At 72.5% G+C, this 17,253-nt stretch carries 15 protein-coding genes; 10 read left to right on the top strand and 5 right to left on the bottom strand.

Annotated features, from left to right (window positions below; translation table 11 throughout):
* Positions 1-38: 38 nt before the first annotated feature.
* Positions 39-434, top strand: coding sequence for a response regulator (locus AABA78_RS09875; protein WP_338262727.1), 396 nt, complete (start codon positions 39-41; stop codon positions 432-434).
* Positions 435-442: 8 nt separating this feature from the next.
* Here the strand turns inward: AABA78_RS09875 and AABA78_RS09870 are convergent, their stop codons facing one another.
* A complete protein-coding gene (locus AABA78_RS09870) occupies positions 443-817 on the bottom strand; it encodes a response regulator (protein WP_338262726.1) in 375 nt (124 codons plus the stop codon).
* 184 nt (positions 818-1,001) lie between these two features.
* Between AABA78_RS09870 and AABA78_RS09865 the strand changes: the two genes are divergently transcribed.
* From AABA78_RS09865 to AABA78_RS09850, 4 genes are all read left to right on the top strand, one after another.
* Positions 1,002-3,899 carry a sensor histidine kinase gene (locus AABA78_RS09865; RefSeq protein WP_338262725.1) on the top strand — a complete coding sequence of 966 codons (2,898 nt, stop codon included), beginning with the start codon at positions 1,002-1,004 and terminating at the stop codon, positions 3,897-3,899.
* Positions 3,900-4,129: 230 nt separating this feature from the next.
* A complete protein-coding gene (locus tag AABA78_RS09860) occupies positions 4,130-5,758 on the top strand; it encodes a sensor histidine kinase (protein ID WP_338262724.1) in 1,629 nt (542 codons plus the stop codon).
* 35 nt (positions 5,759-5,793) lie between these two features.
* Positions 5,794-6,468, top strand: coding sequence for a response regulator (locus tag AABA78_RS09855; protein WP_338262723.1), 675 nt, complete (start codon positions 5,794-5,796; stop codon positions 6,466-6,468).
* On the top strand, positions 6,465-7,601 hold the full coding sequence (locus tag AABA78_RS09850) for a sensor histidine kinase (RefSeq protein ID WP_338262722.1): 1,137 nt from the start codon (positions 6,465-6,467) through the stop codon (positions 7,599-7,601). Before AABA78_RS09855 ends, AABA78_RS09850 begins: the two co-directional genes overlap by 4 nt.
* Here the strand turns inward: AABA78_RS09850 and AABA78_RS09845 are convergent.
* The 3 genes from AABA78_RS09845 to AABA78_RS09835 form a co-directional block, all read right to left on the bottom strand.
* Positions 7,516-9,066, bottom strand: coding sequence for a glycosyltransferase family 39 protein (locus AABA78_RS09845; protein WP_338262721.1), 1,551 nt, complete (start codon positions 9,064-9,066; stop codon positions 7,516-7,518). The two genes, AABA78_RS09850 and AABA78_RS09845, sit on opposite strands and share 86 nt — an antisense overlap.
* A gap of 241 nt (positions 9,067-9,307) precedes the next feature.
* Entirely contained in the window at positions 9,308-9,718 is a 411-nt protein-coding gene (locus AABA78_RS09840; protein WP_338262720.1) for a hypothetical protein, read from the bottom strand.
* 99 nt (positions 9,719-9,817) lie between these two features.
* Complete coding sequence (locus tag AABA78_RS09835) at positions 9,818-11,791, bottom strand: ATP-binding protein (RefSeq protein ID WP_338262719.1); 1,974 nt, start codon at positions 11,789-11,791, stop codon at positions 9,818-9,820.
* 277 nt (positions 11,792-12,068) lie between these two features.
* On the opposite strand from AABA78_RS09835, the gene AABA78_RS09830 reads away from it, so the two are divergent.
* From AABA78_RS09830 to AABA78_RS09810, 5 genes are all read left to right on the top strand, one after another.
* Positions 12,069-12,521 (top strand): Fur family transcriptional regulator, encoded by a 453-nt coding sequence (locus AABA78_RS09830; RefSeq protein ID WP_120527796.1) that lies wholly within the window; start codon positions 12,069-12,071, stop codon positions 12,519-12,521.
* A gap of 176 nt (positions 12,522-12,697) precedes the next feature.
* Complete coding sequence (locus tag AABA78_RS09825) at positions 12,698-13,075, top strand: response regulator transcription factor (protein WP_120527797.1); 378 nt, start codon at positions 12,698-12,700, stop codon at positions 13,073-13,075.
* Between the two features lie 125 nt (positions 13,076-13,200).
* Positions 13,201-13,692, top strand: coding sequence for a hypothetical protein (locus AABA78_RS09820; RefSeq protein ID WP_338262718.1), 492 nt, complete (start codon positions 13,201-13,203; stop codon positions 13,690-13,692).
* A gap of 203 nt (positions 13,693-13,895) precedes the next feature.
* Positions 13,896-15,446 (top strand): ligand-binding sensor domain-containing protein, encoded by a 1,551-nt coding sequence (locus AABA78_RS09815; RefSeq protein WP_338262717.1) that lies wholly within the window; start codon positions 13,896-13,898, stop codon positions 15,444-15,446.
* A gap of 222 nt (positions 15,447-15,668) precedes the next feature.
* A complete protein-coding gene (locus tag AABA78_RS09810; protein ID WP_171422055.1) occupies positions 15,669-16,574 on the top strand; it encodes a metallophosphoesterase in 906 nt (301 codons plus the stop codon).
* Positions 16,575-16,603: 29 nt separating this feature from the next.
* Here the strand turns inward: AABA78_RS09810 and AABA78_RS09805 are convergent, their stop codons facing one another.
* Positions 16,604-17,041, bottom strand: coding sequence for a DoxX family protein (locus tag AABA78_RS09805; protein WP_171422054.1), 438 nt, complete (start codon positions 17,039-17,041; stop codon positions 16,604-16,606).
* Positions 17,042-17,253: the final 212 nt, after the last annotated feature.

Genomic DNA, 17,253 nt, shown 5'->3' with positions numbered 1-17,253 from the left:
CCTCCGGTTCGCAGGGGGACCTGGAATCGCCGGGGCCCGTGCCCTACCGTGCGCGGGTGTCCACCGCGCAACACCGCCCCACGCTGCTCCTCGTCGAGAACAACGAAGACGTCCGCGAGGCGCTGCGTGAAATCCTGGAGTCGGAGGGCTACCACGCCCTCACGGCGGTCAACGGGCAGGACGCCCTGCACGTGCTGGCGGGGCAGGAGCGGATGCCCGGCCTCATCCTGCTGGACCTGGTGATGCCGGTGATGGACGGCCACGCCTTCATCGAACACCTGCGCGGCACGGGCGCGCTCGCGCTGACGCGGGTGCTGGTGCTGACGGCGCACCCCACCCTGCCCCTGCCGGAGGGAGTGGCCGGACGGCTGGGCAAGCCGGTGAAGCTGGAGGCGCTGCTGGACGCCATCGCCGTGCACTCTGTGCGGGCGTAGGGTCGCGCTCAGGCGGCGGGGCAGTGCCGGGCCACCATGGCCAGCAGCTCCGCGATGTCCACGGGCTTGCGCAAGAGGCCCACCGTGCCCGGCGGGGCCTTGGCGGAGAAGTGGGCGGTGAGCATCAGCACCGGCAGCTCGCGGTGGCGCTCGTCCTGCCGCAGCCGGTGCAGGAACTCGTGGCCGTCCATCACCGGCATCATCAGGTCCAGCAGCACCAGGCAGGGCTGGGGCTGGGAGGCCAGGACCTCCAGGGCGGCCTGGCCGTTGGCGGCCTGGAGCACCGTGTAGTCCTCCATCTCCAGCAGCTCCGCCACGACCTCGCGCAGATCCGGTTCATCGTCGACGATGAGGATGGTGGAACGCGAGGTCTCTCTCCGCACCCGGGCAGCCTACGCAGGTCGCGCCGCCGCCGCCAGGATTGGCGTGCCCCCCTGCCCTGCATCCGCGCGGGGATTTCACACCGGGCCTGCCCCGAAGGCGGCCACCTGTCGGAAATCCCCGGTGAAACACAGAAGCGCCATTGCACCTGGGGGCCCGAGCCCCTACCCCCTTCTCCACGGGCCCATGAAACTCATCGCGGACTTCATCGAAGCGAACCTGGACGTCCTGGTACGGCGCTTCGCGGAGGCGGCGCGAAGGCTGGAGAGCACCCAGGGGCTGAAGCCCTCGGAGGTCATCTCCACGCTGCCGGAATACCTCCACGCGGTGGCGGCCATCTGCCGGGACGGCGCCACGCCGGAGCGGCTGGAGACGCGCGCGCGCCTGGAGGAGGCCCACATCAACCTGCGCCTGCGCGTGGGCGCCACGCAGGAGGACGCGACGGACGAGTACACGCTGCTGGGACGGCTCATCCCCCAGCTGTGGGAGGACGTCCAGCCGGAGCGCAGGCCCGGCGCCACGGGCCTCCAGTGCCTCTTCCAGCAGCTGGAGGAGGCCATGGACCACGTGGTGGTCCTCTTCTCCGGCTACTCCTTCGAGGACCGCCAGCGCGAGAAGCGCTTCCTGCGCCAGATGGACGCGCTGGCGCCCCGGTGGCTGGAGCCGGGCGCGGATCCGCACGGCCCGCTCAGGCCGCTGGTGGAGCTCATCGTCCGGGCGCTCGATGCCGCCGGGGCGGAGCTGTTCCTCGTGGACGCGGGCGGCCGGAGGATGCTCCCCGTCGCGCACACGGGACACCTCGTGCCGCCCCCCGGCCGGTCGGTGGACTCGCAGGGGCCGTCCTTCCTGGGCCGGGTGGCCCGTTCCGAGGAGCCGCTGGTGCTGGCGCAGGCGCGGGGCCTGGAGGACGCCGCGCGCGAGGGGCTGCACGCCCCCGGGTGGAGCACGCTGCTGGGCCTGCGGCTGTGGCCCCACGGCGACCTGATGGGCGTGCTCTGCGTGGGCTTCGCGGAGGCGCGGCCGGTGCCGCCGCAGACCAAGCGCTTCCTGGAGACGCTGGTGGAGTACCTCTCCGGCATCCTCGACCGCGCGCTGCTCATGGGCCAGCTGCGCGAAGCCAACGTGCGGCTGGAGGTGTCGGAGACGCGCTACCGGCTGGCCAGCCAGGCCGCCGCGGACACCGTCTGGGATTGGAACCTCCTCACCCAGGAGGTGACCTGGAGCGGGGAGACGCGCAGGCTGCTCGGCTTCGCGCCCGGGGAGACGGGCCCCCGGGCGGACTGGTGGGTCGCCCGCATCCACCCGGAGGACCGGGAGCGGGTGGAGCGTGGCATCCACGCGGCCATCCAGGGCACGCAGGCGCGCTGGCAGGACGAGTACCGGTTCTTCAACCGCCAGGGCCACGTCGTGCGGGTGCTGGACACGGGCGTCATCCTGCGCGACGCGCGGGGCCGGGGCGTGCGCATGGTGGGCGCCATGCAGGACGTCACCTCCCGGTGGGAGGCGGAGAACGGGCACGAACAGCTGCTGCGCGAGGCCCGGACCGCGCGCGTCCAGGCGGTCACGGAGCTGAGCCAGCTGCACGCGCTGCTGCGGCAGGCGCCCGTCGCGCTCGCCATCCTCCGGGGGCCCTCGCACGTCGTGGCGCTGGCCAACGACCGCATCTGCCAGCTCTGGGGCCGCCCCTACGCGCAGGTCCTGGAGCGCCCCGTGCTCGAAGCGCTGCCGGAGGTGCAGGGACAGGGCATCCGGGAGCTGCTGGACGGCGTGCTCGCCACGGGGACGCCCTACGTGGGCCACGAGTTGCACGTGCGGCTGGCACGGGCCCCGGACGGAGCCCTGGAGGACGCGTACTTCAACCTCATCTACCAGCCGCTCCACCCGGCGGAGATCGGCATCCAGGGCATCCTCGTCGTCGCCAGCGAGGTCACCGAGGCCGTGCGCGCGCGCCAGAAGGCGGAGTCGCTGGCGGGGACGCTGCGGGCCAGCGAGGAGCGCCTGCGGCTGGCGATGGACGCGGCGGACATGGGCAGCTGGGACATTGAGCCGGCCACGGGCCGGGCCACCTGGGACGCGCGCTTCCGCGCCATGCTGGGCCTGCCCGCCGAAGGCGAGGTGACGCTCGACGAGGCCATGCGCTTCGTCCACGACGAGGACCGGCTCCAGGTGGAGCAGGCGATGGCGGAGGCCTCCCGGCCGGGGGGCTCCGGTGAGTACGCGAGCGAGTTCCGCGTGCGGCCTCCCCAGGGCGGCCAGCCCGTGCGGTGGATCTCCGGGCGGGGCCACTTCCACTTCGGGCCGGACGGCCGGCCCGTGCGCTTCGTGGGCACGGGGCTGGACGTGACGGAGCACAAGCTCGCGCAGGAGGCCGCGCTCCAGCGCACGGAGTTCGAGCAGTACCTGATGGGCATCGTGTCCCACGACCTGCGCAACCCGCTGAGCGCCATCCTCCTGGGCACGACGTCGCTGTTGCGGCGCGACGACCTGAACGAGCGCGCGACGAAGGCCGTCCTGCGCATCCAGGCCGCCGCGGAGCGCGCGGTGCGGATGATCCGCGACCTGCTGGACTTCACCCAGGCGCGCCTGGGCGGCGGCCTGCCGGTGCACTGCCAGGACCTGGAGCTGAACGCGCTGGTACGGCAGGTGGTGGAGGAGGTGCAGATGACCGTCCCCGAGCGCGTCCTCCAGACGTCCCTGCCCGCGACGGCGCTGCGCGGCTGCTGGGATCCGGACCGCGTCACGCAGGTGCTCACGAACCTGCTGGGCAACGCGCTGAAGTATTCCCCGGAGGGCACGCCGGTGGCGGTGCGCCTGACGGAGGCGCCCGGCAGCGTCCTCCTGGAGGTGCACAACGCGGGGGCCCCCATCGCCCCCGACCTGCTGCCCCGCATCTTCCAGCCCATGCAGCGCGGCGTCCCGGGCATGGACCCGGCGACGCGCAGCGTGGGCCTGGGGCTCTACATCGTCCGGACCATCGTGCAGGCGCACGGCGGCACCATCGACGTGACGTCCACGCACCCGGCGGGCACGACGTTCACGGTGAGGCTGCCGCACGGCGACGCGAAGCAGCCACCCGGGGCGTGAGGGGGCACGGCGCGCGGACGGCCGCGGGGCCCGGGGCGGCCGGTGGAGCACACCGTCCCCCGCCGCGTCCTCTTCTGGACATCGCGTGCATAAGCTCCACGCATGCCCACGCGGTCTTTTCTCCTCCGGAAGGTTCGTGCCTGCATGCCTGGGCACCTGCCGGCGGGTTGAAAGGGGTTGCCGTGGCTGGACGCGGCTCGGGCCGCCCGGTTAGGAACCGGCCCATCCCCTTGATTTCCCCTGTTCCCCACCGCTCACCCTCCCCGTCCGCCCGTTCCCCGGTGGTGTGGCTGCTGGAGGACTCCCCCACGGAGGCGCAGGCCGCGCGCGCGGCGCTCGCCCCCGTGTGCGACGTCGTCTTGTTCTCCGACGGGGCGACGCTGGTGGAGGCCCTGGGCTTCCAGAAGGTGCCGGACGTGCTCGTGCTGGACCGGGAGACCCCGGGCCTCACCGGCCTGGAGGTCTGCGCCTTCGTGCGCGGCAACGCCGCCACGGCGCTGCTCCCCGTGCTGCTGCTCACCTCCCACCAGCGCCCCGAGGACGTCGTCGAGGGCCTGGGCGCGGGCGCCAACGACTACGTGTTCAAGCCGTTCCGGTCCTCGGAGCTGGCGGCGCGCGTGCTGGGGCTCGCCCAGTGGGGCTGGCGGCAGCGCCAGACGACGGCGGCGCTGGACACGACCCGCCAGACGCTGTCCGACGAACTGGCCCGGCGCACCCTGGCTGAAAGCGCGCTCGCGGAGGTCCGCGCCGCGGAGCTGCGCGCCTGGAGGAGCGACCAGCGCTTCCGGCTGGCCGCGCGCGCCACCCAGGACGCCATCTGGGAGTGGGACCCCCAGACGGACACCCTGGAGTGGAGCAGCGGGGACCCGGACCTCCTGGGCCGGCTGGACGACCCTCGGGTGCCGCGCCAGGACTGGTGGCGCGAACACATCCACCCGGAGGACCTGGCGTCCGTCCGGCAGGGCTTCATGGACGCGCTCGCGGGGAGCGGGGATTTATGGCGGTGCGGCTACCGCTTCCACGACGCGCGGGGCGCGTGGCGGAACGTGGAGGAGCAGGCCATCATCGTCCGCAACAGCGACGGCGAGGTCCAGCAGGTGGTGGGCGCCCTGCGGGACGTGACCGCGCGCAAGCGGCTGGAGGCGGAGGCCCGCCAGCGCGGGGACTTCGAGCGGCAGCTCATCGGCATCGTGAGCCACGACCTGCGCACCCCGCTGTCCGCCGTCCTGCTGTCCGCGTCGCTGCTGCTGGAGCGCGACAGCCTCAACGAAGCCCAGCGCAAGCGCGTCAACCGCATCCGCGCGTCCACCGAGCGGGCCGTGCGGATGATCCGCGACCTGCTGGACTTCACCCAGGTGCGCCACGGCGGCCTCATCCTGCATCCCCGGGAAGCGGACCTCCACGCCCTGGTGGAGACCGCCATCGAGGAGGCCCAGACGCAGGCCCCCGGCCGCGCCATCCTGCACACCCAGGCCGGGGACGGCGCGGGGACGTGGGACGCGGACCGGCTGGCCCAGGTGGTGGGCAACCTGCTGGGCAACGCGCTGACCTACGGCGACAAGGCCGCCCCCGTCCAGGTGGACACCCGGGGCGAGGCCGACAGCGTGGTGCTGGAGGTGCACAACGCCGGCGCGCCCATCCCCCAGGACCTGCTGCCGCGCCTCTTCGAGCCCCTGGAGCGCGGCGTCTCCCACCAGGAGAACCGCGCGGACCGCAGCATCGGCCTGGGCCTCTTCATCGTCCGGCAGGTGGTGCGGGCCCACGGGGGCCACGTGGGCGTGGCCAGCGCCGCGGACACCGGCACCACCTTCACCGTGCGCCTGCCGCGACGGCCCCCGTCGCAGCCACCGCGCCCCTAGCCCGAAACACAGGTCCAGGTGCCAGGAGCCTGAGCGTGTCCATCCTCATCGTCGAAGACGAGCTGCGTGTCCGGGCCTTCATCGCCCGGGGCCTCACGGAAGAGGGCTTCCCGGTGCGGGAATGCGAAGACGGCGTGAGCGCCCAGGAGCTGCTGCGCCATGAGCGCTTCGAGCTCATCATCCTGGACTGGATGCTGCCCGGGGTGTCAGGCCTGGACCTGCTGCGGGCGTTGCGCGCGCGGCAGGACATCACCCCGGTCCTCATGCTCACCGCGCGGGACGCGGTCGCGGACCGGATTGGCGCGCTCAACGCCGGCGCGGATGACTACCTCGTCAAACCCTTCTCCTTCGAGGAGCTGCTCGCGCGCATGCGAGCCATCCTCCGCCGCGTGGACCGCCGCCCCAGCCCGCTCTTGCGCCATGGGGACCTGACCCTGGACCCCGCGACGCGGAAGGTGGTCCGAGCGGGCGTGGACATCCTCTTGACCGCGCGCGAGTACGCGCTGCTGCGCTTCCTGCTGGAGCACGCGGGCGAGGTGGTCTCCCGCACGCGCATCGTCCAGGCCGTCTGGGACCACGACTTCGAGACCTTCTCCAACGTCGTGGAGGTCTACATCCGCTACCTGCGGGCCAAGGTGGACGCGCCTTTCGACGTGAAGCTCATCCACACGGTGAGGGGCGTGGGCTACCTGCTCCGGAGCCAGGCATGAGGCGCCCGCGCACCCTCCGCGCCCGGCTGACGCTCTTCTTCGCCAGCGCCGTCCTGGGAACCCTGCTGCTCTACGGCGGCGTGGTGACCGCGGTGCTCGTCACGGGGGAGTGGTGGGAGCAACGCGGAGACGCGCCCGGGAAGCGCCATGAGGGCCTCTTCGACGATGCGCTCCAGTCCCTGGGCGCCATGGTCCTCACCACGCCGCTCGCGGTGCTGGGGGCCACGGCGTTGGGTGGCGCGCTGGCACGGAGCGCGCTGGCCCCCTTGCGCGAAGCACGAGACCGGGTCCGCGCCGCGCGCGCCTCGGAGCTGGACCTGAGCCTGCCCCTGCGCGGGACGGGGGACGAGTGGGACGAACTGGCATCGACCCTGAACGGACTGCTCGCGGACGCGCGCGCGTCCCTGGCGCGCATCCAGACCTTCACCGCCGACGCGGCGCACGAGCTGCGCACGCCGCTCACCGTCATCCTGGGGGAGACGGAGGTCACCCTCCGGCGCGAGCGGACGCCCGAGGAGTACCGCCGCGCGCTGGGCGTCGTGCTCGACGAAACCCAGCGGCTGTCGCGCCTCGTGGACGCGCTGTTGCAGCTTGCGCGCGCGGATGCCGGCACGCGGGTCCTCAGGCCGGAGCCCGTGGACCTCCACCTCCTGGCGCGGACGGCCCTGCACCGCACGGAGCAGCTCCTGGCGGCACGGGGCCAGCGCCTGACGCTGGAGCTGACGGGCGGCCCCACGCGGGTCCAGGGCAGCCCCGTCCTCCTGGCCCACGTGCTGGACAACCTGCTGTCCAACGCGCGCCGCCACGCGCGGCAGCGGATCCGCGTGGCGCTGGACGCGACGGACACGGAGGCCCGCGTCACCGTGAGCGACGACGGTCCGGGCGTGGACCCCGCCTTCCTGCCCCGGCTCTTCCAGCGCTTCGCCCGGGCGGACGCCGCGCGGACGGGGGAAGGCACGGGCCTGGGGCTCGCGCTGTCGCGCACCCTCGCGGAGGCGCACGGCGGCACGCTCGACTACGCGCGGAGCAGCGACGGCGAGAGCCGCTTCACCTTGCACCTTCCGAATCCACTGGAAGCCCCCGGGCCGCCACCTGCCGCGGGGTCCGTGCGTGCTGACAGGACCAGAGGCTGAAGGTCGTCACCGTCCGCGGACCGCGATGCACCGTCACGGAAGGCAGCTCGACCACGGCCGCGCAGTGCGCCCCCAGCCGGGTCGCCGCGTCCCGCAGCGGCTGGCGCTGGTCGGCGACGATGATGGCATCCCCTCCCGGATCCGCCGGGTCTGGCCAGAAGTCATAGGCCAGCCCGCTTCCCCCGAGCGCGGCGTCGGACCGCGTCTCCGGGCGGTCCGGGAGATAGAAGGCCAGCTCGCTCGCCGTCTTGTAGCCCCAGCCCACGACTCCGGGCGCGGGGAGCCCGGCGGCCTCGCGGTGGTGCTGCACCGCTTCGGCCAGCTCCCGCCACCCGCTCACCAGGTTGTCGCGCTCGCGGAAGGGGATCCACGGGCACAGGGGCATCAGGTACATGCCCACCATCAGCACCGCGCCCACGCCCACGCTCAGCGCGGCGTACCCGCGCACGGCCCGGCGCTCACGCAGCGCGCACGCCCCGGCCGCGGCGGCCACCAGCAGACCGATGTACGCGGGCGCCACCCAGTTCATCTTCACCCAGTGCAGCGGACTCACCAGCGTGAACAGGGCGAGTCCCGGCAGGCTGGCCAGCGCCAGCAGGCGCGCGCGGGCGTCTCCCCTCCACGCCTGCCGCGCGAGGACCGCGGCGGTCAGCCACAGCGCCAGGTAGAGCAGCGGCCCCACGGCCACCGCCTGCAACCCGAGGTAACGCCCGACGAGATAGCCATGGAAGCCATCCACCGTCCGCGCCCGCGACGTGGTCTGGAACGCGAAGGACGCCCAGCCATGCGCGTGATTCCAGACGAGCACCGGGGAGAAGACCGCGAGCATGAGCGCGCACGCGAGGTAGGGGTGCGGGGTGCGCAGGGCCTCGCGGCCCCGCCGCGTCACCAGCGCAGTTGCCAGCACCTGGAGCGGCAGCAGCGCGGCGGTGTACTTGGACAGCAGCGCCAGCCCGCAGAGCAGGCCCAACAGGTACCAGCGCCAGGCGAAGCGCCCGGGGCCCTGGCCGTCCGGCAGCACCAGCTCGCAGAGCACGCGCAGCGCGGCGGTCCAGCACAGCACCAGCGGCACATCCGGCGTCATCACCACCGCGCCCAGTCCGAACAGCACGGTGGCGTTCGCGGCCAGCGCCGCCAGGACTCCCGCGGCCGGCGAGTACAGCCGCGCGCCCAGTGAGTACAAGACACCGCTCAGCAGCGTGGAGGACAGGATGGCCGGCAGGCGCACCGCGAGCTCGGTGTTCCCCAGCAGCCGCATGGACAAAGCCATCCACCACGCGCACAGGGGCGGATGGTCCAGATAGGACAGGTCCAGGTGTCGCGCGTATTGCCAGTAATAGGCCTCCTGCGGCGCCAGCTCCACCTGTCCGGCATAGACGAGCCGCAGCAGCATGAGCCCCAGCACGAACACCAGGAACCAGGGCTGCCCGCTCGAATGGGCGGCCCCCGAGGACGTGCGCGACATCCGGCACCCGCTCTTCCCCGCTCCCGCCCGGGCTTCAATGCGCCGTGGCTCGCGGGGACACCCGCGACGTCATGCCTGAGACCTGCGCGCGCCGTCCTCGCCCGGGCGCTCCCTGAGAGACTTCTCATCGCCCTTTCAGCGTGGAAAGGAATCACGGGACGACGCGGCCCCCATGGATGAGAAGTCTTTCATACAGCCCCCATGACCCCCTCATGGAGCAAGCCATCCGCGCCCCGGGGGTTCACCGTGCGCTTGCCGCGACGGTCCCGCGCCTCGCCGCCTGAGACACGGCCTGGGTGAACTGGTCGATGTCATAGGGTTTCAACAGCAACTCGATGACATCCGGCCCCGTGTACTCCCGCGCGCCCTCGCGGTTGGTGGTGGTGAGCACGAAGGGGATGCCCGCGGCGGCCGGGTTCGCGGCCAGCTTCTGGAACGCGTGCCAGCTCAGGTCGAACGGCACGCTGATGTCGTAGACGATGACCTGCGGCGCCGTCTCACGCACCAGCGTGGCGAAGTCCAGGGGCCCGCGCATGATGTCCTGCACGCGCACGCCCTTCGTCTGGAAGCCCGCCTCGTCCAGCACCTCCTCCAGCGCCTCGATGAGGTCCTCGCTCCCGTTGAGCACCAACACGGTGGGTCGTTTTCCCATGAGGGGGAAATTGCGTCCTGCCATGGGCGCCAGCAGCGGCGGCCCGCGGCCCTGTGTGGGTCAGCGGACAGAGCCGGCGGACGTCCGGACGTCCGCCCCTCAGGCGTGGACGGCCGGGGGGCCCGCGCGCGGCAGCCGCACCCGGAAGGTGGCGCCCTGGCCCGGGATGCTAGTGACGGCCACCTCCCCTCCGTGCGCCTCCACGATGCGGTGCAGGCGGTACAGCCCCAGCCCCAGGCCGCCGTAGTTGCGGGTGGGCACGGCGCGCTCGAAGCGGCGGAAGAGGCCGTCCACCCGGTCCTGCGCGATGCCGATGCCGTGGTCGCGCACCACCAGGAAGGCCGCGTCCGCGTCCGCCTGGACCTCCAGCTCCACCGGCCGGCCCGGGCCGAACTTCACCGCGTTGACCAGCAGGTGCGACACCACCTGTCCCAGCCGGAGCGCGTCCCAGCGGCCCACCGCGGACGCGACGTCGCGCACCACCAGCAGGCACCCGGCGCGCGCCGCCATCTCCTCCGAGCGCACCACCACGTCGCGCACCACCTGCCCCAGGTCCACGTCCTCCAGGTTCAACCGGGGCGCCTGGCCCTGCATCTGCGACACGTCCAGCAGCCCCTCCACCAGGTCCGCCAGCCGCTGCACCTGCCGGTCCGCCGCCACCAGCGCGCGCTCCAGCCGCTCCGGCGCCACCCGGTGCTCGTGCTTGAGCGCCGCCGCCGTGCCCTGCACGCGCAGCCGCAGCGCGGCCAGGGGCGTGCGCAGCTCGTGCGCGGCCACCGCCAGGAACTCGTCCCGCACACGCACCGCCTCGCGCGCCTCGCGGTACAGCCGCAGCTGCTCCGTCACGTCGCCGATGATGCCCGCCATGCGCACGGGCCGCCCCTGCGCGTCGCGGAGGGCCCGGCCCCGGCTCACGCATGAGCGGTAGCCCCCGGCCTCGTGCCTCAGCCGGAAGGACACGTCGTAGGGCGTGCCCTGCTCCAGGTGCCGCGCCAGCGCGGACGCCACCTCGTCCCGGTCCTCCGGATGCACCCGCGCGAGGAACGCCTCGGAGGTGCCGGGGAAGTCCTCCGGCTTCATCCCCAGCATCTCCAGCAGCCGCGGGCTCCAGTACATGCGCTGGTCGCGCACGTCCCAGTCCCACACGCCATCATAGGAGCCGGACACCACCAGCCGGTAGCGCTCCTCGCTCTCGCGCGCGGTGCGCTCGGCCTGTTCCAGCAGCCCCACGCGCCGCTCCAGCTGCCGCACCATCGAGTACAGGTGCGGCTCCGTAGACAGCTCGCCGGGCACGGGCGCGGGCAGCGGCCCCTCCGCGCGCGACTCGCGCAAGAGCGTCGCCACCAGCTCGTCATCCCCCTGCGCGCGCCGCACGAAGCCGTTGGCCCCCACGTTGGCGGCCATGCGCAGGTCCAGCTCGTCCGGCGCGGTGGCGTGCGTGAGGATGACCGGCACGCGCGCGAGCTTCGGGTCCTGGCGCAGCGCCAGGCACAGCCGGAAGCCGTCCAGCCGGGGCATCAGCACGTCCGACAGCACCACGTCCGGCCGCCGCCGCCGCGCCAGCTCCAGCGCGGCCATGCCGTCCTCCGCCTCCAGCAGCTCGAAGCGGAAGGGGGTCAGCGCCAGCCGCAGCAGCTTGCGGTAGACGGGGTCGTCCTCCGCCACCAGCACCCGCAGCGGCGCCCGGCCGTCATCCGCCTCGCGCGCGTCCGGCGGCAGCGCCTCCCGCACCGCCTCCACGCGCTGGCCCAGCGACAGGGACGGAGAGAGGAAGCCCGTCACCGGCACGCCGGGCCACCGCAGGGCCTCCTGCTCGGCCGGCGGCGCCTCCACCCACAGCGCCGCGCCGGCCGCCGTCAGCGCCTCCCGCAGCGCGTCGTTCAGGGGCCCCGCCACCGTGAGCAGCCCGGCCGGCGCCAGCACCAGGTGCACCGGCGGGGACTCGCGCAGGGCGCGCACCAGCGGCTCCACCCCGGCCGCCAGCAGCACCCGCCAGCCCTGGCCCTGGAACGCCAGGGACAGGAGCTCCCGGCGCGGGCCCGGGGCTTCGACGAGCAGCAGGGTGGGCTTCATCAAGGGGGGCGGAGAAGCAGCGGAGACGGGCGCGGACGACAGGTCGTTCTGGACGGTGGGACCCCAACGGCCCACCCCAGGGTGTGGAAAGGGCGCAGTCTGGTGACGGGGCCCCCTGAGTCAAGGCAACCGTGCGGAAGTGTTGGAAGTTGGAAGGCCACGGACCAGGGAACCCCACCGCTGGCCTGCCGCGTCACTGGTACAACCGGGCTACAGGTACACCTGACTTGCACCTGCCTGGGGGACGTGGGCGCGGCGGTGTGTTATTCGACCGCCCATGGGTGCCAAGAAAGTCACGGCGCAGGAGAAGCTGACCGGGTTCCAGGACCGGATTCGCGCCGCGGGGCTGCGCAGCACCGCCCCCCGCGTGGCCGTGCTGCGCAAGCTGGAGACCGCCACCGCCCCCATGAGCCACGCGGACCTCGTGGAGGAGCTGGGCGGCGAGGGCTACGACCGCGTCACCATCTACCGCAACCTCACCGACCTCACCGAAGCGGGCCTCGTCGTGCGCGCCGACCTGGGCGACCACGTCTGGCGCTTCGAGCTCAAGCGCGCCGGCGCCACCGAGCACGCCAACAACCACCCCCACTTCACCTGCACCGACTGCGGCACCGTGGCCTGCCTCCCCGAGGAGTCCGTGCGCCTCACCACCGCCCGGGGCGTCCCCCGCGCCGTGTCGCAGCGCGCCGTGGAGGTGCAGCTGCGCGGCCTCTGCGACCGCTGCGAGTAGCCCCCCAGCCAGCCAGCCGGGCGCCTGCCCTGGATGTGCTCACTGGTAGGCATGCGCCTACATTGGAGCTTCCGCTCTCCTGTCCCCGGGTACAGATTCGTCCTGGCGAAGGCGGGGACCCGCCGTTCCGGCTCGGGGGACGGCGCGGGCGCTCCAAGGCTCGCAGGGGGAATGGGATGGAAGCCCATCATACGTTGCTGGTCGTCGACGACGACATGGACATCCGGGATGCGCTCCAGGACGCGCTGGAGCTGGAGGGCTACGCCGTGCAGCTGGCGGCGGACGGACTGGAGGCCCTGGAGCGGCTGCGCTCCTCGGAGCCCCGGCCGCAGCTCATCCTCCTGGACCTGATGATGCCGCGCATGGACGGCGTCGCGTTCCGCGAGGCGCTGCGCCACGAGCGCGCGTGCTCGGACATCCCGGTGGTGGTGGCCAGCGCGGACCTGGACGTGCGCGACACGGTGGATGGGATGGGCGTGGCGGCCTACCTGCGCAAGCCGCTGGACCTGTCCGCGCTGCTCAGCACCGTGAAGCAGCTGTGCCTTCCGGTCTGAAGACGCCTGCCTGCCCTACCTGCGACGGGACGGCATGGACTCGAAGGGCCGGTTGGCGGCGCGACACGGCCGCCCCACCCTTGAGAGCAGACACGGAACACCCATCAACGAAAGGGAGCGGGACCATGAAGAAGCTCATCGTCGCGGCAGTGATGTGCCTGGGAACGGCTGCCTTCGCGCAGGAGACCACCGGCACGCCCGAGCACCCGGCGCCGAGCGCGCCCAGCAGCCGGCAGATGAACGGCCCCTCCACGGGCGTGGAGGCCCAGGAGGTGGGCCCCGCCATCGGTGACACCGCGAAGAAGCTGGTGGGCGCGGACCAGGCCGCCAAGGACAAGGCGGACGCCGCGAACAAGACGGGCCTGTGGAAGGAGAAGGACGCCTTCAGCCTCAACGGCACCGTGAAGGCCAAGGACAACGACGACGTCACCCTGGCGCGCGCCGGCACGCTGCCGGAGGTGAAGCTGGACGTGCGTGAGCAGACGAAGGTGACCCTGGACGGCAAGGCCGTGAAGGCGAGCGAGCTGCCGGAGGGCGCCACCGTGCGCGCGAAGTTCCAGCTGGAGGGGGATGACTCCATCGCGCTGGAGCTCAAGGCCACCTCGCCCAAGAAGTAGGCCTCGCGCCTCTACGCGGTCCTTCGCCGGGCCCGCTTCCCACCAGGGAGGCGGGCCCGGTTTTTTTACTGCCCCTTCAGGGTCGGCCGCCTGCCCTGGATGTGAAAGGGATTGCCCACTCCCGGGGGGCGCTGCACGGACAGCCTGCGCTCCAGGGCGGGTACGCGGCTTGCTTAGGTGGCGCGTACGCGTAGGGAGAACACGTGAATCGACGACTGCTGGGGCTGGGCGTGTGTGTGGGGGCGATGGTGCTGTCGGCGTGGGGGTGCGGTGGGACGGATTCGCCCACCACTCCCGTGGATGACACGGACAATGTCGACCCCAGGCCGGGGATTGACGCGGGGACGGACGGAGGCGCCGACGCGGGGACAGATGCGGGCACGGACGCCGGCACCGACGCGGGCACGGATGCCGGGACGGATGCGGGCACGGATGCGGGCACCGACGCGGGCACGGATGCCGGGACGGACGCCGGCACCGACGCGGGCACGGTGGACCCCTGGCCGGCGGATCCGGTGACGAACTACTCGGACCGCTACGGCGTGGGCCGGGTGCGGTCGGTGGGCATCGACCTGGGCAAGAACATCTGGGTGCTGGACGGCGACCGCATCGGCGTGGTGCGCGCGGACACGCAGAAGCTGGTCTGGATGCCGGGCGCCGCGGGACAGGCGGGCGACGGTCAGTCCTCCACCGTCATCTGCGGCGGCGCGGCGGGCCGGGCCTACGTGGGCTACAACGCGCCGGACCTCCAGCAGGACCCGGAGTACCCGGGCATCCACACCAACTTCATCGTCACCGCGAAGCCGTGCGAAGTCCCGGTGAACGAGCAGACCTGCTACCCCTTCAGCTCGCGCCGGCTCCAGTACTACCGGCAGGGTGACGTGGACGCGGTGAAGCTGGATGGCAGCGGCCAGGTCGCCTTCGAGACCCACATCAACCAGTCCCGCCGCGCCAACATCGACGCGAACGGCAAGCCCTTCATCCAGACGGGGCCCACCGTGGTGGACGGCGTCAGCCTGGGCATCCGCAACAGCAACGACCACCACTTCGACGAGGACCGCGCCATGCTCAGCTGCGCGTCCGTGCTGCGCGGCCCCAACAAGGGCGACGTCTTCTTCGGCACCAACCACGGCGTCGTGCGCATCCGCGACCTGACGTACAACGCCCACCGGCACCCGGTGTGGTTCGACGCGAACGGCTCCCAGTACGCGGGCTACACCTACGGCCTGGGCATCGCTCCGGACGGCGACGTGCTCATCGCGAACGAGTGGAACTTCGGCACCGTCACGCCCGACACGAAGATGGAGAACTGGGACGACACCACCACGCCGGGCATCAACCAGCAGAAGGTGAAGTCCTCCTACCTGCAGGACCTCAACTCGCAGTCGGAGTTCGACTACTGGCGCGGCTTCCAGCAGACGACGGACGGCAAGTACTACCTGGGCAGCAAGTCCCTGGGCCTGTGGGAGATGACCATCCTCTCCTCCGGCAACCCGTACCAGAAGGGCACCCGCGTCGGCGCGGACGTGGCGGCGCTCAACGACATCAACGCCCTGGCCTCCACGAATGACGGCTCGCTCTTCATCGGCACCAACGCGGGCGGCCTCTACCGGCTGACCCCCGCCAAGACGCTGGAGAAGGTGGCGAACGTGCGCGGCAGCAAGGTGCTCCAGCTCGTGTACGACGGCTCCGGCACCTCCGGCATGCTGCTGGTGCTCACCTCCGACGGCCTGACGGTGCTGCGCGGCCACTAGGAATCCCACCCTGACGCCGGGGCGATGCGCATGTCGCACCCGGCCGTCCCGGGAGCCGAGGGGCCCCTGGAAGGGCGCGGAAATGTTCTGGAAGGAGGCCCGGTTCTGCTTCCGCCCTCTTGCCCTGGTGCAAGGGGGCAGGCGGGCCGGGCCCCCGGGCTTCACGGCCCTCCGGACCGTTCTCTACAATCGCCCCTCGCCCCGCCGGAGGAATCCGAACGCATGCGCCTGAGACTCGCCCGCCGTCACGCCGCTGGTGCCGCCGCCTCCCTCGCCGAAGCCGAACCGGTGGAGCCGCACGGCCGCAACGAGCTCCAGGCGCGAGGCCCCGACCCCTTCCGGCCGGATCGGCGCCTGCGCTGGCGGGACCACTTCGTGCTCACCGAGCACCTGCTCCAGCTGGACGGCATCCACCCGGAGCATGACGGCCTGAGAATCGCGCAGCTGTCGGACGTGCACGTGGGCCAGGCGACCAGCGACGTGCGCATCCGCCGCGCGGTGGCCGCGGTGAACGAGGCGGCGCCGGACCTGGTGTTCCTCACGGGCGACTACGTCACGCACAGCCCCAAGCCGCTGCCGCGCGTGCGCCAGCTGCTCCAGGGGCTCAACGGCCCCGTCTTCGTGGTGCTGGGCAACCACGACCACTGGGTGGACGCGCCCTACCTGCGCGCCAGCTTCGAGGCCCTGGGCTACACGGTGCTCCAGAACGAGCACCGCGTGGTGCACGTGAAGGGCGCGCCGGTGACGGTGCTGGGCATCGACGACGGGCTCACCGGCATGGAGGACGTGGAGGCCACCTTCCGGGGCGCGCCCGCGTCCGGCACGCGGCTGGTGCTGGCCCACACGCCGCCCACCGCGGAGAAGCTGCCCGCGCACGCGGGGCTGGTGCAGTTCTCCGGGCACACGCACGGCGGGCAGTTCATCGTCCGGGGCCTCACGGAGGCCCTCTTCCGCCGCGCGGGCCAGCCGTACATCCGCGGTCACTACCGCGTGAACGGCAACCACCTGTACGTGAACCAGGGGCTGGGCTTCGGCTTCGGCGGGCCGTACCTGCGCCGGGGCAGCACGCCGGAGGTCGCCTTCTTCACCCTGCGCAACACCCAGGCCGCCCACGTCGGGGCGACCTGATCCCCGAGCAGGACGGCGCGCCCGCTCTTTCAGCGCAGGGGCGCGCCCAGCTTCATCCCGCCCAGGCCTGCCTCGCGCTTCTTGCGCGACAGGCTGAAGGGGCCGGGCCCGAAGTAGACGATGAGCAGGGCGCCTCCCGCCATGGAGAGGTTCTTCATGAAGTGGATGAGGTTGTTCTGCGCCTGCACCGGGTCATCCATCTTCCAGAAGTGGTGGACCATGAAGGCGGACGCCACCAGGAACACCGCGAGCATGGCCGCGCCCAGGCGGGCGAACATGCCCAGCAGGACGCACAGGCCGCCCACCACCAGCACCCCACCGGACACCAGCACCGCCAGCCGGGGGTCGGGCACCCCCGACGCCTGGGCGTAGGCCGTGAGGGCCTGGAGCTGGATGAAGTGATTGAGCCCGCTGGTGATGAAGATGACCGAGAACAACAGCCGTCCCAGCGGTGCGAGCAGCCCCATGAATGACCTCCATGCCTCCGGCGTGTCCCCCCTCAACGCGGACGGGTGGGTGTCATTCTCCAGATAGGCACGGAAGGGCGGGCGGACAGCGGGCCCCCGCTCCCCCGCCTGCTCCCCAACCTGTAGGACAGTCGGACCGTTCCCGGAGTGACGCACCGGCGGCCTGCGACAACACGCCACAGTGCGCCAGGACGGGGGGACGTTAGGGTGCC

This window comes from Corallococcus caeni (genome assembly GCF_036245865.1).
Lineage (GTDB): Bacteria > Myxococcota > Myxococcia > Myxococcales > Myxococcaceae > Corallococcus > Corallococcus caeni.
Note: the sequence above shows the minus strand (reverse complement) of the source record. Positions and strands in the feature narration are given on the sequence as shown.